The organism is Mariniflexile sp. HNIBRBA6329 (assembly GCF_043558645.1).
GTDB lineage: Bacteria > Bacteroidota > Bacteroidia > Flavobacteriales > Flavobacteriaceae > Mariniflexile.
Genome location: NZ_JBIFXS010000001.1, coordinates 201835 through 226701, shown reverse-complemented (window position 1 = coordinate 226701; position 24867 = coordinate 201835). Strand labels below are relative to the sequence as shown.

Genomic DNA, 24867 nt, shown 5'->3' with positions numbered 1-24867 from the left:
TTAACCATCAAGACGAGGATTTCTGAAGGAAAATCAGAAGCTAGCAAACAAAGCAAATAACATTGGTTTAGGATAAAACCATCAATTTTTTTACACACATGAAAAGGCATATGTCGTTTCGGTAGTAAATTCTCCTATCGGTCAAGCGTTTTATCCTGATGAAACTATCAAAGGAAAAACAGAGAAGAGTGTTGCGACATCCAATATTAATATTTTTTGTTTTTTATGCTACAAAAGAACATAATATCACTATTCATGGGCTATGAAAACACCTTGTGAAATAGATTTATCAATCTAAAAACATGGCAATAAGTCTTAAAAAATTGTCTGATTTTTTGTTGCAAGTCCAGATTAAGTATCAGCTTACAGCAAATGTAAGGTACAAAAAATTGAATAAAGCTTTAATTATTTTAACATAAAATTTTCTCTTATTTGCGATTATTTTCGTTTATTTGCTTTTAGTATAACAACGCAACATATGTCTATATTACCAAACAAACGACGAGAAAAAATAGTAGAACTTCTGCAAGAAGACGGTTCAGCTAAAGTAATTGATCTAGCTAGAATTTTTAAAGTTACAGAGGTAACGGTAAGGCAGGATTTAGAGAAGTTAGAAAAACAGGGGCTTATCGTTAGGGAGCATGGTGGTGCATTTCTTAAAAACATGGAAGACCATGTAAAAAACTTTTCTTTAGTGCATCAAGAAAATTTACAATTAAAGGAAACTATTGCCTTAAAATGCCTTGAGTTTATTGAAAGCGGAGATACCATCATACTTGATTCCGGAAGTACTACAACCGAAATTGCAAAAAAGCTCATTGGCTATAAAAATTTAACAGTAATAACAAACGCTTTGAACATTGCTTTAATGTTAGGTACCGAATCTGGCATTGAAGTTATAATGACTGGAGGTGAATTTAAACCTCCAACATTATCATTAACAGGTGAAAAAGCTGCCGACTTTTTTAAAGGACTTAATGTTCAGAAATTATTTTTAGCAACAGCAGGTATCTCTTTAAAATCGGGCTTAACCTATCCTAGTATTAGCGATTTAGTTGTAAAAAAAGCTATGATAAACGCTGCAGACATCACCTATCTGGTAGCAGATAGTACAAAGTTTGGTAAAAGTGCACTAGCTAGCTTAGGGGCTTTGTCGTTAATTGATTACATTATAACAGATTCTGGTATGCAAGAAAAAGACAAAGAAGTTTTTAAAGAACATGAAATAGAAGTAATCATAGCGTAAAACACTTTATAAAATTGACCATCGCTTGAAAATAACACATTTTAATTAACAATATAACAATATTAGCTTCAATCTTACAATAAATAATATGTCAAAATCAGCATTAAGTATAGGAATAATAATAGGAAATCGTGATTTTTTTCCTGATAGTTTAGTTGAAAAAGCTAGAACTGAAATTATTGAAGTGTTTTCAAAACTAAATTTGAAACCTATTTTATTAGAAACAACAGACACGAAACTTGGTGGCGTGGAAACTTATAAAGATTCTCAAAAATGCGCAGAGCTTTTCAAAAAACATCGTGAAGAACTAGCAGGAATCCTTGTGCTTTTACCAAATTTTGGAGATGAAAGAGGTGTTGCAGATACGTTAAAATTAGCAAACCTAAACATACCTGTTTTAATACAGGCCTATCCAGATGAATTATCAAAAATGAATGTGGTAAATCGTCGCGATTCTTGGTGTGGTAAAATATCGGTATGTAATAACTTATATCAATACGGTATAAAATATTCTTTAACAACTCAACACGTTTCGCATCCAACAGATGCTGTTTTTCAAAAGGACTTAAAAGATTTCTTAGCAGTTTGTCGCGTGGTTAAAGGATTAAGAAACATTAGAATTGGAGCTATTGGTGCCAGACCGGGCGCTTTTAACACCGTGCGTTATTCTGAAAAAATATTACAAAGAAATGGCATCACCGTTGTTACTGCCGATTTATCTGAAATTTTAGGAAAAGCAAATAAGCTTACCAAAGATGACGCTTCTGTTAAACAACATATAGAAAAAATAAACGCATACGCACCTAAAGGAAAAACACCTAATGATGCTATGATTCAAATGGCAAAACTTGATGTTGTATTAAAAGAATATGTTGATGAATACGAATTAGACGCCACCGCCATTCAATGTTGGACCTCGTTACAACAAAATTTTGGATGCAACGTCTGTACAAGTATGAGTATCATGTCTGAAAACATGTTACCATCGGCCTGTGAAGTTGATGTTACAGGAACATTAAGTATGTACGCTATGCAATTGGCATCAGGCTCACCAAGCGCATTGGTAGATTGGAACAATAATTATGCTGATGACCCGGAGAAATGTGTATTATTCCACTGCGGAAACTGGGCAAAATCATTCTTGCCAGATATCGAAATAAGCAACGCACCTATTTTAGGAACTTCTGTAGGTGTTGAAAACACATATGGAGCTTTAGATGGAAGAACTCCCGCCATGCCATTAACATACGGAAGAATAAGTACCGATGACCCAAAAGGCATTATTAAAGCTTATATAGGTGAAGGCGAATTAACAGACGACCCTTTAAAAACTTTTGGAAACAGAGCCGTTGCTAAAATCGGAAACCTTCAAGGTTTAATGAACCATGTATGTAGAAATGGTTTTGAGCATCACGTGGTTATGAATGCTTCTAAAACAGGTGCTATTCTTGAAGAAGCCTTAGGAAACTACATGGGCTGGGATATTTATAATCATAAAGGTTAATCGATTATTCTTTATGCAAATTAAGAAGAAATGACAAACAAAGAATTAAAATTAAAATCTGTACAACTGAGAAAAAATCTTCTCAAGTACATATATAAGGCAAAAGCTGGTCATACTGGAGGCAGTTTATCGTGTGTAGACACTTTAAACGTACTATACAATCGCGTTTTAAATGTTGACCCTAACGATTTTAAAAATCCAAATCGCGATAGGTACATTCAAAGTAAAGGACATTGTGTAGAAGCACTTTTTGTAACCTTAGCAGATCGAGGGTTTTTTCCAGAATCAGATTTAGAAACCCTTTGCCAATATCAATCACATTATATTGGTCACCCCACAAAAAAAGTGCATGGTGTTGAACAAAATACGGGGGCTTTAGGTCATGGATTGCCTATTTGCGTAGGTGAAGCCATCGCTGCAAAATTAGACAATAAACCACATCGTGTATATACACTTTTAGGCGATGGCGAATTACCTGAAGGCTCAAACTGGGAAGCATTCTTATCAGCAGCCCATTACAAATTAGATAATTTATATGCTATTCTTGATAATAACAAACAACAAATTACGGGCAGCAACAGTGAAGTTATGAATACGGATTCTGTTCGGGAAAAATTGGAAGCTTTTGGTTGGGCAGTTAAGGAAGTAGACGGACATGATCTTGAAGCTCTTGAAGAAGCATTAAATAGTGGTCCAATAGAAGCAGGAAAACCAAATTTCATCATCGCTCACACCATAAAAGGAAAAGGTATTAGCTATATGGAAGGCGTAATAAAATGGCACCATGGTGTCCCAGCTCCAGAGCAATACGAACTAGCGGTATCAGAGTTAAACGAAGCGGAAGCATTAATCTAAAGCATTATGGAATTAGATAAAATAGAGGAAAAAGATTTAAAAATGGGGAAAGCTAATCAGGATGTTTTTTCTGAAACCATGCAAGCCTTAGCTGAAACCGATAGAAATATTATAGCGGTAACAAGTGATTCTCGTGGCTCAGGAAAACTGGTGCCATTTGGTCAAAAATATCCTAACCAAATAGTTGAAGTAGGTATTGCAGAACAAAATTTAGTTGGCGTAGCCGCAGGTTTAGCTTCAGCAGGTAAAAAAATATTTGCAGTATCTCCTGCATGTTTTTTAAGTGCGCGTGCTTTAGAGCAAATAAAAAATGATGTTTGTTATTCAGACAACCCTGTAACTTTGGTTGGTATTAGTGCCGGTATTAGTTATGGTGCGCTTGGAACCACTCATCATAGTTTACACGACTTTGCTGTACTTCGTGCTATAAACAACATCATCATTGTAGCACCAGCAGACAATTTTGAAACCGAGCAAGCGGTACGTTTAGCTGCTAAAACCAAAAAACCAATTTATATGCGCTATGGCAAAAAAGCCATGCCTTTTTTAGATGAAAGTAATACGTCTTTTGAATTTGGAAAAGGTCGCGTAGTAAGAGAAGGTAACGATTTAGCAATTATTGCAACTGGCGAAACCGTTTATCCTGCTTGGTTAGCTGCTAAAAAACTAGAAGATGAACATGGGGTAAAAGCCACCGTGGTAAGCATGCATACCATAAAACCTTTAGATGTTAAATTGTTAGAAGAGTTAGCTGCAAATGGCAGGCCGATTGTTACGGTTGAAGAACACATGGTTAATGGTGGATTGGGTGAAGCTTGCGCTTCATATTTATTCCAAAAAGGCATGAGAAATCCATTTAAAATTATGGGTATTCCAGATGAATATACTGTTACAGGTTCACAAGTTGAAATTTTCAATCATTATGGCATTTCCAAAGATGGTATATGTAAAACCTGTATTGAACTAATTAACAAATAAACTGCTACCAACTAAACTAAGCCACACATGTTTAAATTCGTAAATTCATTTGCAATAAAAAAAATCATGTTGGTTTTTATAGCAGTAACTTTTTATAATTGTGCTAACAAGAATGATGACGCTCCAAAAAAAATAGCCGTTGTTATTTCAACATTAAACAACCCATGGTTTATTGTTTTGGGTGAATCTGCTGCTCAACGCGCTAGAGAATTAGGCTATGAAGCTACTATATTCGATTCTCAAAATAACACATCTAAAGAAGCTGAACATTTCGAAAATTTAATTGCTGCTGGTTACAGTGCTGTATTATTCAACCCAACAGATTCTGAAGGCTCTGTTTCAAACGTTAAAAGAGCTAAACAAGCTGGTGTACCCACTTTTTGCATGGACCGAGAAGTAAATTCTTTAGATGCTGCAACTTCTCAAATAATTTCAGACAGTTTTTCAGGCTGTGTTGAATTAGGAGAATATTTTGTTCGTCAATTAAACAAAAAAGGAAAGTATGTGGAGTTATTAGGTTTGGTTGGTGATAACAACACCTGGAACCGTTCGAAAGGATTCCATAGTGTGGTAGACCATTTTCCCGATTTAAAAATGGTAGCACAACAAAGTGCCGATTTCGATAGAAGTAAAGCTATGGAAGTTTTAGAATCTGTTATGCAATCCAACCCCGATATTGATGCTGTTTTTTGTGGTAACGATGCTATGGCTATGGGTGCTTACCAAGCTTTGGTAGCCTCAGGTAAAGCTGATAAAGTAATGGTTTTTGGTTTTGATGGATCTGACGACGTTATGAGTGCCATTAAAAACAAAAAAATTAAGGCAACTGTGATGCAATCGCCAAAAAGGATGGCACAAACTGCTGCTGAATTAGCCGATGAATACATAAAGGGCAAAAGAGATTTTAGTGTAAAAACACCGCTTCAAGTGGAAGTTGTTACCCAAGAAAACGTTAATGATTTTGGTGTAATTGATTCAGAAAATTAAACAGTCATACTAATGAAGAAAGCAATTAAATACATCATTTTTGCAGCAATTATAGGTATTTCACTTTACAATTCTTTCTACATAAAAGCTTTAGACGAAGTAAAACAAGGTAAAAGCGATGCCGTTTTTAATGCCAAATCCTTTGCAAGTCAATTTATAAGCTCTAAAACAGAAACACTTCCTGCCTTAAACACTTCTGATTTTCTAAATGACATTTCAAAAGATGTAAAAAAATATTCTGAAGCAAACGGAAACAAATTGGGAATAAGCAACGATTATTATTTTATAACTGAAGGAAATGCTACCGTTTTAAGTATTGAAGAAGAAGATGTGGTTGTTTCACTTACCGAAAACAACGAACAACACATAAGAATAGCAACCGATTTTATTTTTGGAAATGCTATCCGCGAAGGTGCTAAAATAGCAAACATTGGCGATTACCAAAACACCATGGATTACAACAATATTTCAGTTGAACTAAACAATATTGTTAGAGAAACCATCATTCCATCATTTCTAGAAACAGTAAAAGAGGGGTACGCCTTATACTTTAAAGGTGCAGTGAAAGTAAATATCAAAAGCCCCAATTTAAAAGAATTAAGAGTCATTCCACTTATTTTAAAACTTAATAATTAAAATTTTGGAAAACCAACCAAACATCTTACTGCAAGCCCAAAATATCACCAAAAGATTTGGAGGCGTTACCGCATTGGATCATGTGAATCTCGACGTGCATACAGGAAAAGTAAATGTTATAGTTGGCGAAAATGGCGCAGGAAAATCTACCTTAATGAAAATTCTTTCGGGTGTGTATCCTGAATACGAGGGTAAACTACTTTTGAATAATGAAGTGGTGAATTTTAACAACCCTAAAGAAGCCATGCAAAAAGGGATTGCTATTATTCATCAAGAATTAAACTTAATACCCTATTTAAGCATTGCTGAAAATATTTTTTTGGGAAGAGAAATTCATAATTCGTTTGGAATTTTAGACTCCAAACAAATGATAAAAAAAACCAAAGAACTATTAACCAGATTAGATTGCAACTTAAACCCTAAAACATTAGTTTCTGAGCTGAGAGTAGGAGAACAACAACTTATTGAAATTGCCAAAGCACTTTTAGAAGAAGCCAAAGTAGTTATCATGGACGAACCAACATCTGCCATTTCTGATAGTGAGGTTGAAGTGTTGTTTAAAATTATTGCATCGCTTAAAAAAGACAATGTTTCCATTTTATACATTTCGCACAAGTTAGATGAACTGTTTGTAATAGCAGACCGTTTTATAGGACTACGTGATGGAAAAACTGTTGGCACCATCGAAAATGTAACTGGAGCTAAAAAAGAAGACCTCATCCGCTTAATGGTTGGTAGAGATATCAAAAACATGTATCAAAAAGATACTGTGGAATTTGGAGACGAAGTTCTTAGAATAGAAAACATTTGCCTTCCAAAAGTTGACAACAAATCGAGATACCTTATAAAAGACATCAATTTTAGTGTAAAAAAAGGTGAAGTTTTAGGTTTGTTCGGGTTAATGGGCGCCGGTAGAACAGAACTATTGGAAACACTTTTTGGTTTACATCCAAAACTTATGACTGGAACTGTTTTTATTGAAAACGAAGAAGTCAAAATAAAATCGGTTATGGATGCCATTAAACACGGTATGGGTTTGGTTCCTGAAGACCGTAAAGAAGACGGTTTAGTGCTACAAATGGAAATAAGTAAAAACATTAGTATGGCAATTGTAGACAATGTTGTAAAACATGGTTTCTTAAACAAAAAACTAGAAACTTTACTTTCTAAAAAATATATCGAATCCCTTAAAATTAAAACACCTTCAGAAAACCAACTATCCAAAAATTTAAGCGGCGGTAATCAACAAAAAGTTGTCTTATCCAAATGGTTAGCAACCAATCCAAAAGTGTTGTTTTTAGATGAACCTACAAGAGGTATTGATGTGAATGCTAAAAACGAAATTTATCATCTCATTAATAATTTGGCAAAAGATGGATTGGGTATTGTTGTTGTTTCATCTGAATTACCAGAAATTATGGCTATTTCAGACCGAATTTTAGTTTTAAGTAATTCAAAAATATCTGGAGAGTTCAATCAAAAAACCGCTAACGAAGAGGCTATTATGCAAGCTGCCACATTATAGAAACGCAATAAAACCAACTAAATAAAGACTACCACGACAATGACAGATGTTAAATCTACTTTAGTAAAGTTTCAATCCATCATAGCGCTTTTAGTGTTATGTATTGTGCTAACTGTTTTGTCAGATAAATTTTTCACTTTAGAAAACGGGTGGAATATTGCCAGACAAATTTCCATCAACGTATGTATTTCTGTTGGTATGACCTTAGTGATCTTAACAAAAGGCATCGATCTATCAGTAGGTTCCATACTAGCCTTTAGTGGTGCTGTAACTGCGGGTCTTTTAAAACATGGTCTAGAAATACCTTCTATGAACATATATGTTGGCTTTACGGTATTTGGTGCTATACTTGCAGGCTTCACCATTGGTGGTATTCTGGGAGTGTTCAATGGTTGGATGATAACGCGGTTTAAGGTCCCTCCTTTTGTAGCCACTTTAGCCATGCTTACCATTGCAAGAGGCGCAACCATGCTTTGGACTGGCGGATTTCCTATAACAGGTTTAGGCGATAATTTTGCATTTATAGGTACGGGATGGTTTTTAGGTATCCCTATGCCTGTTTGGATTACTGTTATTGTTGTAATTATAGCCGTTATTTTAACAAACAAGACAAAATTCGGTAGGCATATTTATGCTATTGGTGGTAACGAAAGTGCTGCCAGATTATCGGGTATCAACATCAATAAAGTGAAAATTTGGGTATACGCCATTGCGGGTATTTTAGCTGCTGTTGGTGGTATTATATTAACCTCTCGTTTAGATTCTGCCCAACCTAATGCAGGTATGAGTTACGAATTGGATTCTATCGCTGCTGTAGTAATTGGTGGTACTTCACTATCTGGCGGTCGCGGTTCCATTATGGGAACTGTTCAAGGAGCGCTTATTATTGGTGTATTAAATAGTGGTTTGGTATTACTAAACGTATCTCCTTTTTGGCAACAAATCATAAAAGGTTTGGTTATTTTAGTTGCCGTAATTATGGATAGATTAAATCATCCAAATGAAGATTAATTATTAAAAGTTTCAAAGTAAAAAATACAATGTCAAAGTCATATATTTTATCAATAGACCAAGGAACAAGTGGAACCAAAGCCATAATTTTTGATGAATTTGGTAAAGTGGTTATTAAAACTACCGAACCATTAAAATCATATTATCCAACCCCTAGTTTTGTTGAACAAGACCCCAATGAAATTTACCAATCGGTTATAAATGCCGTTAACAATTGTGTTTCAAAGTTTAATGAGCAATTTCCTGGTGAAGAACAAAATATTGTGTCTTGTGGTATTTCAAACCAAAGAGAAACCTTTGTGCTTTGGGATAAAAATGGAAATCCTTTACACAATGCGGTAGTTTGGCAATGCAAACGTTCTGTTGAAGTTTGCGAACGTTTAAAAGAAAAAAACTTAGAATCTGATATAAATAAAAGTACTGGATTAACTATTGATCCCTACTTTTCGGCCACCAAAGTGACTTGGTTATATGAGAATAATACTAAAGTAAAAGAGGCTATTGATTCTGGAAATGCTTTTTTTGGAACTGTGGATACTTGGTTACTTTTCAAATTAACGGGAGGTAAAAGTTATAAAACAGAATATACAAATGCTTCACGAACCTTGTTTTTCAACATCTACAATTTAGTTTGGGACGCTAATCTTTTAAAAGCATTCAAAATTGAAAATATAAACCTACCTGAAGTTACCTTTTCGTCTGACTATTTTGGCGATTCAATATTTGAAGGCGCTTTCAATAAACCGCTTCCTATTACTGGAATTATTGGTGACTCGCAAGCGGCATTTTTTGGTGAAGAATGCTTTTCAAATGGTATGGCGAAAGCAACCTTAGGAACAGGCTCTTCTATTCTTTGGAATACAGAAAACCTATCAAAACATGTTGAAAATGGCATGTTAACCACTATTGGCTGGAGTATAGATGGACAGGTTAACTATGCGCTAGAAGGTGTGATTGTAAGCTGTGGATCTACATTGGAATGGTTAAAAAATCAACTGAACACGTTTTCATCTCACAATGACATTGAACCATTAGCAACATCTTTAGAAACAAATGAAGGAGTTTATTTAATCCCTGCTTTTAGTGGTATGGGAGCCCCTTATTGGCAAAAAGATTGGAAAGCGTCTATACACGGGCTTACTTTTGGAACAACCAAAGCGCATTTTGTTCGTGCTGCTTTAGAATCCATAGCTTTTCAAGTTAAAGATGTTATACATTCCATTGAAGTTGAAACTAATACTTCCTTAAAAGAATTGAAAGTAAATGGAGGTATAACTGCCAATGGATTTTTAATGCAATTTATGTCCGATTTATTAAAAACCCCCATTACAAACATGGGAATAACCGATGTTTCGGCTTGGGGAGCTGCTTTAATATCAGGATTAGGGGTGAAACTTTGGGATAACTTAGAAGCGCTTCCAAAATTACCTCCAGAAATGATTAAACGATACACACCTAATCTTAATGATGATATAGCTTTTGGTGCTTATTTAGGTTGGCAAAAAATAATACAAGATAAAAGCCATTAGGCTTATGAGTTATACTTTAGGTAGAAAGCCATATATTTTATGGAGTTGTTACACATGAAACGGGGCATTAGTTAGGTCTTTATCATATTTTTGGGAAAACAGGAAGTTGTAATTGTTTTAAGTCCCTTTTTAATAGAGATGATGGAATAGATGACACAAAATAAAAAAAGCCTTATCAAAATTTTGATAAGGCTTTTGTACTCAAGGCGGAAATCACCACCGTTAATTAGCTTTTTTTACTAAGTCTTTAAAACCGCTTTAACCCCTTTGTTTTTAAGCACTTGTTAATAAAAACAAGTAAATATTTATTAAACAAGATTAAGGTAAATTAAATAAAATTAAGTATTTTTCGGCAATAAATCGGCAAAATATTTTAAGGTGAATTTAAAATACTTTATAGTTAAAGGTAAAAAAAAATATTTAAGTATTTATGTGCGTTTTTGGGATAGTAAGCGAATCGATCAAAAAACCCGTACAGGCATAAGTGTTTTATGTAATGACTGGTCAGAAAGTAAGCAGCGATTAAAAATAAAGGCAACAACCACTAATGTTGATTATATAAATGATAAATTAAACAACTTAGAATTATTTGTTATAGATAAATACAATAAAGATTACAGTAATAAAAAACACATTTCTGGCACCTGGTTAAAAGACTGTGTTTCCGATTTTTTTGGAAGAGTTGAAGGAGATGAAGAGTATAAAGCATATTTAGTGCCTTGGGTTGAAAAATTTGTTAAAGAAGCTCCAGAAAGACTACATAAAGGCAAGCAGATTAAAGCCAGATCAGTTAAAAATTACACAACTACTTTAAATAAGTTAAAATCGTTTGAAAAACATCAAAAAAGGAAGTATCGGTTTGAAGATATAGACCTTGATTTTCATCAAGAATTCATTCACTATTGTCGAAACATTGATAATCTCAACAATAATTCAATAGGCAATATTATTTCACGCATTAAGACATTTTGCAGGGAAATTGAATTTGATGGTTACGCTATAAACCCACAATATAAAAGCAGCAATTTTAGCGCACCTAAAAACGAAACATTCGACACTTATCTTAACGAAGAAGAAATAAATAAAATTTTTAATCATGATTTTAGTAAATCTGAACGGCTTGATAATGTTCGAGATTTATTTATTATCGGGTTAAGAACAGGTTTAAGAGTTTCAGATTTTTTAAGAATTAAAAAGGAAAATATTTTGGGTAACGTCATAAATATAACAACTCTAAAAACAGAACAAAACCTTACCATACCAATACACCCACAGTTTCAAAAAATTCTAGATAAGCGCCAAGGCGGATTTCCTCAAAGTATTTCAGACCAAAAATTCAATAAATACATCAAAGAAGTATGTAAAGAAGCCAAAATTAACACTCCTACTTATGGTTCTGGTATTAAGGAAGGAGAAAAAAAGAAAACATTAGATGTTTACCCTAAGCATGAGTTAATTACTAGCCATTGTTGCCGTAGAAGCTTTGCAACAAATTTATTTTTAGCAGGATTTGATAACGCAACTATAATGGCCGCTACGGGCCACAAATCAACAAAACAATTTATTCAATACGTTAAGGCCTCTAATGAGGAGCATATTAAAAAGTTAAGTGAATATTGGGAGAAACAAAATAAAAAAGGAAATTAGAATGGAATTCTATAACAAAATTGGACTTGGAAATTATTACAATAAATCAATTTATGAGAAGGTTGATTTATTATTAAAAAGTGGTGCTTTTAAAACCCATTTGGTTGGTTTTTATATAGATGATTATTTTAAAGAGGATTTTGAGGATGATTATTTAATTAATAAACACGATAATGAAATTGCTAAATTACCTGGCCTTTATATTAATCCTGACGTTTTAAATGAAATTCATAGTGTTGTTTTAAAAGGGATCATTGACGACCCATATCCCCAAACATACATAGGTATTGAATTAATTGATGACTATCAATTCGGATTAATGGCAGTAACTGACAATAAATCTAAAATAGAAGTTATTAAGGGTTACTTAAAAGAGACGGTTAAATTATTTTCAAAATTCTGTATCTCTGATACATCTTTAGGACTTGTTTTCACCAAGGGATTTAACAAACAAGAATTCTTTAAATATATTTATGATTATTATAATACTCAGAATACTTTAAAACAACCAAATAGTGACTTTATTTTGAAAATGGATGTTATAACTCATTTGTGTTCTCCTGGTGGTAAAATCTATATCAATTCTTATCTGTCCGCAGTTGATTTCATGGTAATTAAAGATTATTATTGTCATATAGAGTTTTTAAAAGATGAGTTGTTAAAATGTGAACAGTTTCAAAAAACAAGGCTTACACCTCTTGAACACGTGTGTTACATAAATAAATTAAGGGATAACCCACAAGTGTTTTGTTCTCTTGATATTCAAGAAAAATTAAACCATTTAAACAATATGACTGGAGAAAAGAACCCCAATAGAGAGTTACAATTAAAAACGTTAGAATGGTTAATTGAATTAGATAACTTCAAACATGATGATTTATTAGAGAATATTTCTGAATATGCCAGAAAACTTAATGAAATATGTGAAAACGATATGTCAAATTTACGTAAAGCAATCGGATCCTTTTATCGCACAACTCCTATTAAATCTGAAAACATAAAATCAGAGAAAGATATTATCCATAATAAAAAGTATGATAATGACCAGAAAAAAATAAGAAAAGCCTTTGATAAAATTGAAGCTTTTTTTTAGACTTGGGTTGTGTTTTGGGTATACCCAATTATTTAAAAGCCATTAATCACCATTAAGTTTGCCTTATAGAAACAAAAAATAAGGAAATAATGGTAAAACAAATTCTTCAAATAGAAAACACAGAATCTTCGAAATTCATTCCTGAAATTCTAAAAGGCTTCCAAGATATATTAAATAAACAAAATAATACTTCAAAAGATGATGAAGTTTTATTAACCAGGGAAGATGTAGCAGAAATGCTATCTATTAGTCTGGTTACCCTTTGGAAATACACTAAAGACGATATAATTCCTGCCTACCGCATTGGCACAAAAGTAAGGTATAAAAAAAGCGAAATTCTACTTGCTTTAAAACAGATGAACAAATTCTAACATAAATAAACCCAATTACATTGGTAGTGTAATTGGGTTTTATATTGTTTAAAACACCACGTAAAAACAAAATACAATGCAAGATAAGAAATATAATCGTTTAACATTCTTTAAAGAATATATAAAATTCTTTTTAGAAGTGGGTTTCATTATAACTAATACTTAAATATGAAACCTAGATTAAACTACATTGAACAAATAAATTCTTTTTGGAAACACGCTCTAACTGATAGTTTCAAATCTAAAGAGATTGCACTTTATTTTTATCTACTTCATGTTAACAATTCCTGTAATTGGAAAAAATCATTTAGTCATAACAATAAAAAAATTGAAGCTTTTTTAGATGTTTCATTTAAGACTCTAGTTATGGCTCGTAAAAACTTAAAAAATGCAGGGTTAATAGATTTTAAAACAAAAAACGGGTCTCCAAATGTAAATTATGAAATAAAAAGCTTTTCTAAATTTCCAGAGGTTTGGGAAGAGGATAATGACAAGGCTTATGCAGGGGTTAAGGAAGAGATAAGTAAAACAAAAAATAAACTAAACAACATCAAAAGAGTTGATGATGATGTTTATGCCAGTTATTCAAAAATGATAGAAGAAAATGAACAGTGGAGAAATTCAATATATAGTAAATACAAATTACAAAAAGGATCATTAAAAAAGCTTGTAGAAGATTTTGTTTTGTCATTAAAAACATATTCAAAAGAGCCACACAATACCTATGATGATTTTATAAAACATTTTGTTAATTGGTTAAATTCTCAAGAAAAAAACAACAAGTTAGATTCGGTTAAAAAAAACGTTAAAATTGGAGGGATATGAATATTGAAAAAGCGGTTAATAGAATTAAATGGAGAATTTTAGGTAATGGATGGAAAGCAAATCAGATCGATATTGATGCCCTCAATAGAATTATTAATTATGTTATCCAAAAGGAAAAGGAACAGATTAATAGACAGGAATTATTTGCTAAACTTTATATCCATACTTACAGTCAATTTATAGAAAAATATAAATCCAATGTTTACGACGATATACCTACAAAGGAACTTCACAAGCTTTTAGAGCAACCTTTAATTGTACATATTCAAAAATTTACAGATAAATTAAATGACATTGAACAAGAAAATTTGTTTGATAGTTTAAAGTTTAGAAAAGATCATCCTGCAACTATCCCACAAGAAATTAAGGTTAAAGAAACAGAAGCATTATCTGAAGCTTTAAAAGATAAAGAAAATGAAAAGAAACTTTTTCTTAAAACTTGGGAAGAAGATCTTGTTAGAGAGATTCTATTTGCTCAAATAAATAATTTCTTAAATATATATTACGATGTTAAAACCGATTGAAAAAACTCCAGATTTGGCTAATGAACTTAGTCCTATTGATTTTAAAAAAATGCATGACAAATATCGCATAGATATTAATGCCAAATTAAAACCTGAACCAATTGCATTAAGCCTTGGTGAATATAGATATAAGAATAACTATTATCCCATACCATTTGGCACTTATGGAAATTTCAGTTGTTTGGTCGGCCCTTCAAAGTCATATAAAACTTTTTTAAAATCAGCAATAATAGCAAGCTATATAGGAGGAAAATCTAACAACTATTTTCCTTCTTTAAAAGGGCATGATACAAAAGACAAATTTGTTATAGATGTAGATACAGAGCAGTCAACATTTCATACTCAAAAAGTAGCTAAAAGAGTTTGCGAAATGGTTGGTAGTAATTATAATTTATTTATTCCTTTTGGTTTGCGAGAGGAAGAAGCTAAAAATAGATTTCAGTTTATTGAATGGATTATGATGGAAAGTGAATACAAAAATAATATTGGATTAATAACAATAGACGGTGCAGCTGATATATTGGAAACAGTCAATGATTTAGATGTGTCTAATAAAATTGTTCAAAGTATGATGAAGTGGACTTCCGTTAGCAATGCACATTTATGTACAATTTTACACAAAAATCATGGGACTGATAAACCAACTGGACATTTAGGCAGTGCTATAATGAAAAAATCTGAGACAATTGCGTTTATAGAGCGTGATGAAGATGAAGTTATCGTTACACCTAATTATACTAGAAGCATCCCATTCGATATTCTTAGATTTAAAATCAATGAAGACTTTTTACCTAAAGAAACAGAAGATAGTTATTAGTACAAATAGTTTTTGTTTATATATAAATATTGGCATCTATATACAATTAGCCACAAGGAAAGAATAAGAAATTCAGAAACGCAGAACAGCGTTTTTTTTGGAATATAAGTACCTAATACAATTCATCGACCACAACTAATTCAGCACTAACCCAAATACAAGCATCTTGCTAGATAGGTCTTAACTTATCAAAGAGCAAAGTATATCTACTTCTCTTTCTTTTTAGGTTCGGGTATCGATACCTTTAATACATCATCTAACGACGTGTTTATCTTTAAAGCCTTTTCTTTAGGTTTTGTCTTTTTGTTTGTTCATAATAACAAATTTAGTTAAACTTTATGTTAAAGTTTTAATTATCAGTAACTAAATAACCATCTGTACGTATATATAATAGAAAGAACTTATGATTAATCTAGATGTCATTATAAATATAATCTATTAAAAACCTTATTTTTATTACGTCTAAATTAATATATTTGCATAGGTTTATTCTTACTTTATTGCAATTATTCGGTGCGCTTATTGTACTATTGCATTGTGTAAGAATTATCTAGGTGGCAATACACAATCGTAATCAAAAAATACATTAAAAACCTTTAAAAATCTTATATTATGGCAAAACCAATTAAGGAAACCCCTTTTCTTTATGGTAATGATGCTGCAAAATTTATTGAAGAAAACAATAAAGTTGAGAAAATATCTATTGAAGAAAAGAGAGAATTAAAAGAAAACTACGAAGCTTTAAAAAGTATATTTGAAGTTGGAGCTTAGTGATTATAAATTTATCAGACTAAAGTCTGATACTATTATTTTGCCGTTTGACTGTAATGATACAGACTTGAACGGCTTTCTTTTTGATGATGCTATAAACTACACAAATCAATTACTTGCAGTTACTTATCTCATTCACGATGGTGTAAAAACTATTGGATATTTTAATTATATAAATGATAAAATTTCTCATAGAGATTTAGATAATAATTTAGAAAAGTTTTGTAGCAGAATAGGTGTTTATATGCCAATTGATAAATCAAAACATAAAAGTTATCCAGCTGTTAAGATTGGCAGATTGGCTATTCATAAAGAAAATCAAAATAAAGGGCTTGGTAAAATAATTTTAGATTACACAAAAAATAGTTTTACAGATAAAAACAAAACAGGATGTAAATTTATTACGGTTGATGCATACAAAGATTCTGTAAATTTTTACAAGAAAAATGGGTTTAAGTTTCTTTCAAATAAAGATAAAAAATCCGATACTAGACTCATGTATTTCAATTTAGAGGCTCTTGGTTAAAATTATATTCTCGTAAGCCTCTTATAAGTTAAAACACTTTCACTATCTACTAAAAACTTTTCAAATCTTTGTTGACTTGTCAAATTACGTGTATTAAAACGTGCACTATATTCATCTAAATATCTTTCTAAAGGCTTTTCACTTACTTGGTGAAAAACAAAGTATAAACCATACTAAAACCACAAATTTTGTTTGGGTGGTATTTTGGGTGTTTTGTGATATGATATGAATTTGTGCTTAATCTAGGGTAAGCTGTACAAAAAAAACACCAAAACCGCATCAACAACATACCAACCAGCAGTTACACCAACGGTTTTTTTCCACACATTACTCCACAATGCACATAAAAACACCACATAATTACACCAACGGGTTTTACCAGGTTATGTGCAATTCAATCCAAATGTACCACACATTTTTACCAAAACCCACCTAAAAACACCATACAAGCACACCAAAAAACACCAACACACCACCCAACCAGCACCCACGGGTTTTCGGCAATTTAATCCACCTGAATTATTACCCACACCCAAACCCACAAATTTATTTGGTGTGGGTGCAATACCATAAAGTTTTCCTAATAGGTTCTTGTGTTTAGATTACCCGTTGTGATTTCGTTTAAAATTTTCAGTTTGAAAGATTCTTAATACCGTCTGATTGCTTTGTCATTTTTACACATAATGTTTAAAATTATGTAGCCTTATTTTAGGACGGGTCATTTGATAAGCTTTGGATTGTGTGGCTGCCAAGAGCTGCTTGGCAATGTCTGTGGCTTTGAAGCGTTGGCATTTCTTTCCGTTTATATTGTTTTCAACTTCAATTGTTTCAAATATTCGTTATGCTCCTTAGTCTTAATTTCAATTTGTTCGTTTATAGAAGTCAGCTTTTCATTTACAGCATCTAAGTCAATTTGTACTTCATCTTCTGCCGTACTTACATACCTTGAAATGTTCAGGTTGTAGCCATTCTTTTTAATCTCTTCCATTGAGACTTTACGAGAATAGCGTTCTGTCTCCTTTCTATACTTGTAAGTTTCTACAATGCTTGCAATGTTTTTTTTCGCCAGCGTGTTTTGTCGTTTTCCTTTTGCAAAGTGCTCAGCTGCATTAATAAATAGAACGTCATCATCTTTTTTACATTTTTTTAGGACCAAAATACAAACAGGAATACCTGTTGAATAGAATAGGTTGGAAGGCAAGCCAATTACTGTATCAATATTGTTATCTTTCAATAGCTTTTCACGAATTCGTTCTTCTGCACCACCACGGAATAAAACCCCATGCGGCAAAATAATAGCCATTGTTCCTTCTTTACCTAAAAAATGAAAGCCATGTAACAAGAAAGCAAAATCAGCTGCTGATTTAGGAGCTAAACCATAACTTTTGAAACGAAAATCTTCTGCCATGGTATCATTCGGTTCCCAGCGTAAACTGAAGGGTGGATTGGCAACTATCGCATCAAATTCAGTTTTCTTGGAGGGGTTCATTTCATTCAAAATATCCCACTGATTTTTTAAGGTATCACCATGATATATTTCAAATTCCGTGTCCTTCATGCCGTGTAAAAGCATGTTCATTCTTGCCAAGTTGTAGGTGGTGATGTTGTTCTCTTGTCCGTAAATTTTGCCAATGGTGCCTTTGCCTTCAGTTTGCTCTTTTAGTTGGGTTTTCACATTAAGTAAAAGTGAGCCGGAACCACAGGTAAAATCTAATACTTTATCCAATTTTATTTTCGGTCCGGTTGACGGGTCTTGGCTATCAAGAGTTACGATTTTCGAAAGAATGGTCGAAATCTCTTGAGGAGTATAAAACTCACCTGCTTTTTTTCCTGAACCTGCCGCAAACTGACCAATTAAATACTCATAGGCATCTCCAAGCGTATCGGTATCGGTTGAGAAATCGGCAATGCCTTCTGCAATCTTCTGGATGATGTTGCAAAGCTTCTTGTTTCTTTCGGCAGGTGTTTTTCCGAGCTTTTCAGAGTTCAGGTTGATTTCTGAAAATAGCCCTTGAAAGGAGTTGTCAAACGATTCATTTTCTATATATCGGAACCCTTCTTCTAACGTGACTAATAACTCACCGTTTTGGGTACGAGCCAATTCTGAAATATTGCTCCATAGATGGTCTGGTTTGATAACGTAATGTACCTTTCTACGCATTTGTTTTTCAAATTCGGGTACATCTTCTTCATTTTCGGAATACCAAATTTGCAAGGGTGCATTTGCTTTAATTTTAGACATTACATCAGGTGGTGTATCTTCTGGATAGTCTTTCCCAAGTTCCTTTTTGGCCGATTCTTCGTAGTTGTGCGAGAGGTAGCGTAAAAACAAAAACGATAACATGTAATCTCGGAAATCATCCGCATTCATTGCTCCTCTCAAATCGTTTGCAATGCCCCAAAGGGTATCGCCCAGTTTTTTATGTTGTTCTTTTTGTGTCATAATTCTTTTAGTCTTTAGGGATTAGAAATCCATATTTGTCCATAAGCCGACTTAGTACCTCATTAAATAATTCTAAGTTGTCTGGCACAGGTATATCTACTTGTTGGTAATACACATTTAAATGCGAAAGTGCATTTACAATAAAGGCAACCCGCTCTTTATCAGTTATGCCTATTTGTTCCAATACATAACTGAATTGACCAACTCCAAGGAATGATGCAATATTCTCCAACACTTGTCTTAATAAAGAGAAATGATATGTGTAAACCTCTTTAGATTCGGCAGCTTGATTTAAGATTTGGATTAATCTCAGATGGTATAGAAAAACACCATTCTTGGTCTTAATCAAGGATAAATTATCACTGTTGCCTTCTAGAATAAATTCCTTGTACTTTTTTGAATTATTACGGTTTCTAAATTTGCTTGCTTTTTCACCCTTACCAAGCATGTCCGATAAAATCGTAAGAAAACCAAAATGGTGTGAGGTGATAATGATTTTTCGTTTCTCAAACTCTCTTTCAATTAAATCAAACACAGTGTATGCCGTCACATAAATGTTGTGGTCGTCTAAACTTGAAACAGGGTCGTCAATAAAACAATGGGCACTTTGCGTATCTGCCCAACCTTCGACTTCCAATAAAGCCAAAAAGAAACACCACACAAAAATTCGCTCTTCACCTCTCGATATTTTTATAGGTGTCGCTGTATCATCATTTCTGTAAAAAGTTATTGAGTCATAACCTTTTTCAAAGTCTTTATTCGGGTTAAAAAAGAAATTATATTTCCTTCTGTATGGCAAGAGTTTCTTTTCTACATCTTCTTCCGTAATTGAACCATGTAGGCGGTTTAATGTACTGGGTTTAATGTCGAGTTTTATATTTTGTTCTCCGTTATCATTGTCATTATCCCAAACAAATAAATCTTCACTAAAAGCATTGTAATAAACACCAATGTGTTGTCCATCCTTTGGATTTTTTGTCAAGTTTTTATACTCAACCGAAAGCCTTGTTTTTCCTGTTGCATTGAAGGCGTAAATAAGAATGATATTCTCCTTCGTATCTTTTAATTCTTGTGCTATTTCTGTAACTGTACTCATTTCTTAACTCTCAATTTTTGGAAACAAGCCCTGCATCAAGCCTTTTTTGTGCTGTTGCAATTGTTCGATTTTCTCTGTTTGGGCGCTGATTAATTCATCTAAAGTAGAAAAACAAGAAGCGATTTTTTGCTGTTCAGTTTTTTCTTTTGGAATGAAAACTACGATATCTGAAATTTGCTGAAAGGATAGATTTGGAGGCTCATTTCCAGCAATGTTTCTGCTTATACTTTCAACAATACTTGAAGTTTGTATTAGGTAATAAACAAAACTGTTAACGTTTGAAGTTACCAATTTACCAACACGCTGGTTTAGTAATGAATTATGGTAGGTTTCGTCCACGCGAGCAATTTTTAATTTCATACTTAGAATTGGACGAGTAAGGGCTAAAACGTAATCTCCTTTTTTTAGTAAGAATCTTTGATATTCATCTTTATAAGTCTCTGGCAAATACGATGGAGTATCATGCTTCATTTCTTGAATACCCACATCTGCTATTTTTAACCATCTAGTTCCACTAGAAACGCTGTCTTTGCTTGAAAAGGCATATCCCTGAAATATTGAAAATACTTCCTCAATAGGTTTAGGTTCCCACTCCCCATCTTTCTCAAACTCCTTAAAACGAAATTTAGGAACGGTTTCACCTTCTTGAGGGAAAAGGTTTTGCATCAAGCCTTTTTTGTGGTCTTTGAGGGCGCCCAATTTATCATTATGGGCGGCTATCAGCTGATCTAAACTAGAAAGGCAATTGGCTATTTTTTTTTGCTCTTTCCTGTCACTAGGGAGAATTAAAGATTTCGAAAGAAAAACATCATTTCTAATATTTATAGTATTCTTTGCTCCTTTCTGAATTATAGAAGACAAGTAATTAATTGTTCTTTGAGGATATTCGAAATAAGCATCAAGAATTAAACCTAACCAAATAGTTTCTGGAGTAAAAACCGCATATAGTGGAGATACAATTACAGGATTTGAAATCTGACTTTGTTTAATAATACCGTACGGAAATTCCCCTGTAGGGCTTTTAGTATATATTACATCACCTGGCAGGACCCTTTTGTAGTTATCAGTATTTGAAGCAGCAAAACGCCTTCCTAAGTGTTCAATTTGATTAATTACACCTTTGTGAACGGATACAGAGAAGATTTCTTCATTTCCCTCACTTTTCTGACCATGCTCAAAAAGGACCTTAGATAATTTTTTTTCTTCCCATGTTGGCTTACCGTTAAACTCAGGAAAACGCAATTCGGGTATTAGTTTTTTCTCATTACTCATAAGCTGCTAATCCTGAAATTTCGCGCCCTTGGGCCAGTTTTTTTAATTGGGGTGCCAAATCCTTCATCAAGGCTATTTCTGCTTTACTGCGTTGTTTCCAACCCAATTCCAAAGGTTCCATAAGGTCGGTGAGTTTTTCTCCATCGAAAATCATTCGGTTCATAATCTGCTCCACAAAGGTTTTTAAGGCTGCGGTTTGCAAGCTATGATCGTTGGCAATCTTCGCCAGCTCTTTGTCGTATTTCTCCACTCTAAAGGTTTCATAGCCTTGGCGCAGGGCTTCTACATCTTTTCCGCTTTCCCAGTCCAAACTGTTGATATAGTCTGTCAAGTCTTCCTCTTCTTCCATCAGGTTGGAGTTGGATTTAAGCAAACTAATTACCTGAGATTTAGACATTTTTTGCTTAGAAGGTTTTTGCTGTGTACTATCGGCAATCAAGCTCATGATGTAATCGTAATCAATCACAGCAGAAGCAAATAGTACAAACTCAAAATCTAGCTGCTGAATGTCTTCGGGTGCATCTTCTCCTTCTTTTTGCTGTATTTCCCGCAGTTGCTTGGCGGTTTCTAAGTACGAGCTTCTAAACTCTTGCAAGTTGTCTTTTGGTAGAATAGCTTCAATGGATTCTTTCTGCAGCTCATCCAAATCGGTGTATTGGTCGAGTTGGGTTTTTAAGCGTTGCACTTCCTTAAAGTTTTTTACGAAAGCAATCTTTGCAGCGTCACCACGCAGGTTGTAAACTTCTTGTGGTTCGTTAGCTAAGTTGTGTTCTTTCATAAAATCGCCTAAAGCCTGCACTGCCTTTTGGTATTGGTCAATCACCACTGGAGCAGGATCTACCATCCAAATTTCTTTGGCTTTACTTCCATCTTCACCTGAGAAGAGAGTTATAGCTTGGTTTACAGCTTCTTGTTGTGAACGGAAATCGAGCACATTGCCATAAGGTTTAGTATCGTTCAATACCCGATTGGTTCGTGAAAATGCCTGAATTAATCCGTGATATTTCAGGTTTTTGTCCACATACAGCGTATTTAAGTATTTGGAATCAAAACCAGTGAGCAACATATCTACCACTATGGTAATATCAATCTTGTTTTTGTGCGGATAGTCCTTATTGGTGAATTTCTGGTCTTTGATCCGTCTTTGAATATCTTGATAATAGATATCAAAATTGTTGATGTCGTGATTGGTGCCAAATTGTTTATTGTAATGCCCAATAATTTCCATCAAGGCTTGTTTTTTCTCTTCAGGATTTTGCTTGTTATCTTCTTTCTCCTGTGCTAAATCTTCCTGAAGTTGCTTGATGTCAGCTGCATTTTTTTGGCTTTGTTGGTCGCCATTTTGTGCAATTAACTGAGCGGGTGGAGAAAATACGCAAGCAATATTAAGCGGAACATAATCTTCATCTTCAGCTTTCTTTCGCTCTTGAATGGCTTTGAACAAACGGAAGTATTCAATGGCATTATTGATAGAGGCAGTTGCCAAAACCGCATTGAATTTGCGTTGATTGGTAGCTGCATTATGCTTGTCAATAATAGCTGCTGCAACGGCTTGTTGCGCTATGGCTTCTCCGGGTTTAGCATTTACCGTTCCTTCACCTTTAAAATAGTCAATATGAAATTTCAACACGTTTCTATCGTCTATGGCATGCGTAATGGTATAAGCGTGTAACTGCTTTTCAAAAATGCTTTCGGTGGTTTTATAAGTTTCGTATTGGTCTTCCCTAATTTTCTGTGTCGAGTTTTCTTCAAAAATGGGCGTGCCCGTAAACCCAAACAATTGTGCATTAGGAAAGAACTCTTTTATGGCTTTATGGTTTTCACCAAACTGAGAACGGTGACACTCATCAAAAATGAAAACCATGCGCTTGTCGCTCAATGGTTCCAATCGCTCTTTGTAGTTTTTCTTGTAAGTACCATCTAAAGCCAAACCTAACTTTTGAATAGTGGTAACAATTACTTTGTCCGCATAGTCGGTAGAAAGTAATCGTCTTACCAAAGTTTCTGTATTGGTGTTTTCTTCAACACTACCTTCTTGAAATTTATTGAACTCCTCACGGGTTTGTCGGTCCAGGTCTTTTCTGTCAACAACAAACAAACATTTTTCAATATCTGGATTGTCTTTTAATAGTGTAGAAGCTTTAAATGAAGTAAGGGTTTTACCGCTGCCTGTGGTGTGCCAGATATAACCGTTTCCTCGATTATCTTTAATACAATCAACAATCGCTTTCACCGCATACACTTGGTAAGGTCTCATCACGAGCAATTTCTGTTCGCTTTCTACCAAAACCATGTACTTGCTAATCATTTCTCCAAGTGTGCACTTTGTAAGGAACTTTTCAGTAAAATGATTGAGATTATTAATTTTTTTGTTTTCAACATCTGCTAATTCATAAACAGGCAAGAATTGTTCGTCTGCATTGAATTGAAAATGCTGGTTTTTATTGTTTGAGAAGTATATGGTTCTTGAGCCATTGCTTACAATGAACAATTGCATATAACACATTAAGGTATTGGTATAGCCATTACCAGGATCATTTTTGTAATCCACAATTTGTTGCATGGCTTTACGATGTGAAACATCAAGCTTCTTCAGTTCAATTTGAACAATTGGCAAACCATTTATAAGAAGAATGATGTCGTACCTATGATGACTACTCTCTGTATTAATGCGTAATTGATTTATGACTTCAAAATCATTTTTACACCACTCTTTGATGTTTACCAAAGTATAATGCAACGGGGTACCATCTTCTCTTTGAAAATACTGTCTTTCTCTAAGTTTTTTAGAAGCTGTAAAAACATCTGGTTCAATGATTTCTTCTCGTAAGCGTAAAAATTCGCTATCCGATAATCTCACTCGGTTGAGTGCTTCAAATTTGGTTTTGAAGTTCTGCTCAAGAGATTTCCTGTCAACAATATCAGGTCGATAGGTATATTTCAGCTCTTTCAGCCATTCAATTAGATTTTCTTCTATTTGATATTCCTTAGTCATTCAAATCTTCTTTCAATAAATCCTTTGGATTAACGTCCAATATTTTTGCGATTTCATAAAGCACTTCCAGTCTTGGTTGCTGTCTATTCTGGACATATCCGTTCACCATATTGTAACTCTTACCAAGTTTTTCAGCCAACCAAGTCTGCTTAATTCCTTTCTCCTCGAGTACTTCCTTTATTCGGTTCATGTCCGTCTAAAATTATCCAGCCAAGA

The 24867-nt window shown here is 33.6% G+C and carries 22 protein-coding genes; 17 read left to right on the top strand and 5 right to left on the bottom strand.

Features of this window, described 5'->3' with window-relative positions; translation table 11 throughout:
• Positions 1–478 precede the first annotated feature (478 nt).
• The 17 genes from ACGK9U_RS00970 (at position 479) to ACGK9U_RS00890 (ending at position 16845) form a co-directional block, all read left to right on the top strand.
• Positions 479–1246 (top strand): DeoR/GlpR family DNA-binding transcription regulator, encoded by a 768-nt coding sequence (locus ACGK9U_RS00970; RefSeq protein WP_394464485.1) that lies wholly within the window; start codon positions 479–481, stop codon positions 1244–1246.
• A gap of 88 nt (positions 1247–1334) precedes the next feature.
• Positions 1335–2750 carry an L-fucose/L-arabinose isomerase family protein gene (locus ACGK9U_RS00965; RefSeq protein ID WP_394464484.1) on the top strand — a complete coding sequence of 472 codons (1416 nt, stop codon included), beginning with the start codon at positions 1335–1337 and terminating at the stop codon, positions 2748–2750.
• 30 nt (positions 2751–2780) lie between these two features.
• Positions 2781–3605 (top strand): transketolase, encoded by an 825-nt coding sequence (locus ACGK9U_RS00960; protein ID WP_394464483.1) that lies wholly within the window; start codon positions 2781–2783, stop codon positions 3603–3605.
• 6 nt (positions 3606–3611) lie between these two features.
• Positions 3612–4583, top strand: a complete 972-nt coding sequence (locus ACGK9U_RS00955; RefSeq protein WP_394464482.1) for a transketolase family protein — start codon at positions 3612–3614, stop codon at positions 4581–4583.
• A gap of 27 nt (positions 4584–4610) precedes the next feature.
• The gene (locus ACGK9U_RS00950; RefSeq protein ID WP_394464481.1) at positions 4611–5570 is read left to right on the top strand and encodes a D-ribose ABC transporter substrate-binding protein; all 960 of its coding nucleotides are present in this window, start codon (positions 4611–4613) and stop codon (positions 5568–5570) included.
• A 12-nt stretch (positions 5571–5582) separates the two neighbouring features.
• Complete coding sequence (locus ACGK9U_RS00945; RefSeq protein WP_394464480.1) at positions 5583–6206, top strand: DUF2291 family protein; 624 nt, start codon at positions 5583–5585, stop codon at positions 6204–6206.
• A gap of 4 nt (positions 6207–6210) precedes the next feature.
• The gene (locus tag ACGK9U_RS00940; RefSeq protein WP_394464479.1) at positions 6211–7731 is read left to right on the top strand and encodes a sugar ABC transporter ATP-binding protein; all 1521 of its coding nucleotides are present in this window, start codon (positions 6211–6213) and stop codon (positions 7729–7731) included.
• Positions 7732–7770: 39 nt separating this feature from the next.
• The gene (locus tag ACGK9U_RS00935; RefSeq protein WP_394464477.1) at positions 7771–8742 is read left to right on the top strand and encodes an ABC transporter permease; all 972 of its coding nucleotides are present in this window, start codon (positions 7771–7773) and stop codon (positions 8740–8742) included.
• A 29-nt stretch (positions 8743–8771) separates the two neighbouring features.
• A complete protein-coding gene (locus ACGK9U_RS00930) occupies positions 8772–10271 on the top strand; it encodes an FGGY family carbohydrate kinase (RefSeq protein WP_394464476.1) in 1500 nt (499 codons plus the stop codon).
• A 378-nt stretch (positions 10272–10649) separates the two neighbouring features.
• Complete coding sequence (locus ACGK9U_RS00925; RefSeq protein ID WP_394464475.1) at positions 10650–11918, top strand: tyrosine-type recombinase/integrase; 1269 nt, start codon at positions 10650–10652, stop codon at positions 11916–11918.
• Position 11919: 1 nt separating this feature from the next.
• Entirely contained in the window at positions 11920–13011 is a 1092-nt protein-coding gene (locus ACGK9U_RS00920) for a hypothetical protein (protein WP_394464474.1), read from the top strand.
• 89 nt (positions 13012–13100) lie between these two features.
• Positions 13101–13382, top strand: coding sequence for a helix-turn-helix domain-containing protein (locus ACGK9U_RS00915; RefSeq protein ID WP_394464473.1), 282 nt, complete (start codon positions 13101–13103; stop codon positions 13380–13382).
• A gap of 168 nt (positions 13383–13550) precedes the next feature.
• Complete coding sequence (locus ACGK9U_RS00910) at positions 13551–14207, top strand: hypothetical protein (protein ID WP_394464471.1); 657 nt, start codon at positions 13551–13553, stop codon at positions 14205–14207.
• Positions 14204–14731 carry a hypothetical protein gene (locus ACGK9U_RS00905; protein WP_394464470.1) on the top strand — a complete coding sequence of 176 codons (528 nt, stop codon included), beginning with the start codon at positions 14204–14206 and terminating at the stop codon, positions 14729–14731. Before ACGK9U_RS00910 ends, ACGK9U_RS00905 begins: the two co-directional genes overlap by 4 nt.
• The gene (locus ACGK9U_RS00900; RefSeq protein WP_394464468.1) at positions 14715–15548 is read left to right on the top strand and encodes a hypothetical protein; all 834 of its coding nucleotides are present in this window, start codon (positions 14715–14717) and stop codon (positions 15546–15548) included. The genes ACGK9U_RS00905 and ACGK9U_RS00900 overlap by 17 nt, the downstream gene beginning before the upstream one ends.
• A gap of 612 nt (positions 15549–16160) precedes the next feature.
• Entirely contained in the window at positions 16161–16319 is a 159-nt protein-coding gene (locus ACGK9U_RS00895) for a hypothetical protein (RefSeq protein ID WP_394464467.1), read from the top strand.
• Positions 16309–16845 (top strand): GNAT family N-acetyltransferase, encoded by a 537-nt coding sequence (locus tag ACGK9U_RS00890; protein WP_394464466.1) that lies wholly within the window; start codon positions 16309–16311, stop codon positions 16843–16845. Before ACGK9U_RS00895 ends, ACGK9U_RS00890 begins: the two co-directional genes overlap by 11 nt.
• 802 nt (positions 16846–17647) lie before the next feature.
• Here the strand turns inward: ACGK9U_RS00890 and ACGK9U_RS00885 are convergent.
• From ACGK9U_RS00885 to ACGK9U_RS00865, 5 genes are read right to left on the bottom strand one after another with little or no spacing between them, the layout of a single operon-like run.
• Complete coding sequence (locus ACGK9U_RS00885; protein ID WP_394464465.1) at positions 17648–19288, bottom strand: type I restriction-modification system subunit M; 1641 nt, start codon at positions 19286–19288, stop codon at positions 17648–17650.
• A 7-nt stretch (positions 19289–19295) separates the two neighbouring features.
• Entirely contained in the window at positions 19296–20384 is a 1089-nt protein-coding gene (locus ACGK9U_RS00880) for an AAA family ATPase (RefSeq protein ID WP_394464464.1), read from the bottom strand.
• 3 nt (positions 20385–20387) lie between these two features.
• Positions 20388–21656, bottom strand: a complete 1269-nt coding sequence (locus ACGK9U_RS00875; protein WP_394464463.1) for a restriction endonuclease subunit S — start codon at positions 21654–21656, stop codon at positions 20388–20390.
• Positions 21649–24651 carry a type I restriction endonuclease subunit R gene (locus tag ACGK9U_RS00870; RefSeq protein ID WP_394464462.1) on the bottom strand — a complete coding sequence of 1001 codons (3003 nt, stop codon included), beginning with the start codon at positions 24649–24651 and terminating at the stop codon, positions 21649–21651. The genes ACGK9U_RS00875 and ACGK9U_RS00870 overlap by 8 nt, the downstream gene beginning before the upstream one ends.
• Entirely contained in the window at positions 24644–24841 is a 198-nt protein-coding gene (locus ACGK9U_RS00865; RefSeq protein WP_394464461.1) for a helix-turn-helix domain-containing protein, read from the bottom strand. Before ACGK9U_RS00865 ends, ACGK9U_RS00870 begins: the two co-directional genes overlap by 8 nt.
• Positions 24842–24867: the final 26 nt, after the last annotated feature.

Bases quoted from the DNA above. Each gene is read 5' to 3' on its own strand.
- ACGK9U_RS00970 (WP_394464485.1), top strand. From the start codon at position 479: ATGTCTATATTACCAAACAAACGACGAGAAAAAATAGTAGAACTTCTG.
- ACGK9U_RS00965 (WP_394464484.1), top strand. From the start codon at position 1,335: ATGTCAAAATCAGCATTAAGTATAGGAATAATAATAGGAAATCGTGAT.
- ACGK9U_RS00960 (WP_394464483.1), top strand. From the start codon at position 2,781: ATGACAAACAAAGAATTAAAATTAAAATCTGTACAACTGAGAAAAAAT.
- ACGK9U_RS00955 (WP_394464482.1), top strand. From the start codon at position 3,612: ATGGAATTAGATAAAATAGAGGAAAAAGATTTAAAAATGGGGAAAGCT.
- ACGK9U_RS00950 (WP_394464481.1), top strand. From the start codon at position 4,611: ATGTTTAAATTCGTAAATTCATTTGCAATAAAAAAAATCATGTTGGTT.
- ACGK9U_RS00945 (WP_394464480.1), top strand. From the start codon at position 5,583: ATGAAGAAAGCAATTAAATACATCATTTTTGCAGCAATTATAGGTATT.
- ACGK9U_RS00935 (WP_394464477.1), top strand. From the start codon at position 7,771: ATGACAGATGTTAAATCTACTTTAGTAAAGTTTCAATCCATCATAGCG.
- ACGK9U_RS00930 (WP_394464476.1), top strand. From the start codon at position 8,772: ATGTCAAAGTCATATATTTTATCAATAGACCAAGGAACAAGTGGAACC.
- ACGK9U_RS00920 (WP_394464474.1), top strand. From the start codon at position 11,920: ATGGAATTCTATAACAAAATTGGACTTGGAAATTATTACAATAAATCA.
- ACGK9U_RS00915 (WP_394464473.1), top strand. From the start codon at position 13,101: ATGGTAAAACAAATTCTTCAAATAGAAAACACAGAATCTTCGAAATTC.
- ACGK9U_RS00910 (WP_394464471.1), top strand. From the start codon at position 13,551: ATGAAACCTAGATTAAACTACATTGAACAAATAAATTCTTTTTGGAAA.
- ACGK9U_RS00905 (WP_394464470.1), top strand. From the start codon at position 14,204: ATGAATATTGAAAAAGCGGTTAATAGAATTAAATGGAGAATTTTAGGT.
- ACGK9U_RS00900 (WP_394464468.1), top strand. From the start codon at position 14,715: ATGTTAAAACCGATTGAAAAAACTCCAGATTTGGCTAATGAACTTAGT.
- ACGK9U_RS00895 (WP_394464467.1), top strand. From the start codon at position 16,161: ATGGCAAAACCAATTAAGGAAACCCCTTTTCTTTATGGTAATGATGCT.
- ACGK9U_RS00885 (WP_394464465.1), bottom strand. From the start codon at position 19,288: ATGACACAAAAAGAACAACATAAAAAACTGGGCGATACCCTTTGGGGC.
- ACGK9U_RS00880 (WP_394464464.1), bottom strand. From the start codon at position 20,384: ATGAGTACAGTTACAGAAATAGCACAAGAATTAAAAGATACGAAGGAG.
- ACGK9U_RS00875 (WP_394464463.1), bottom strand. From the start codon at position 21,656: ATGAGTAATGAGAAAAAACTAATACCCGAATTGCGTTTTCCTGAGTTT.
- ACGK9U_RS00870 (WP_394464462.1), bottom strand. From the start codon at position 24,651: ATGACTAAGGAATATCAAATAGAAGAAAATCTAATTGAATGGCTGAAA.
- ACGK9U_RS00865 (WP_394464461.1), bottom strand. From the start codon at position 24,841: ATGAACCGAATAAAGGAAGTACTCGAGGAGAAAGGAATTAAGCAGACT.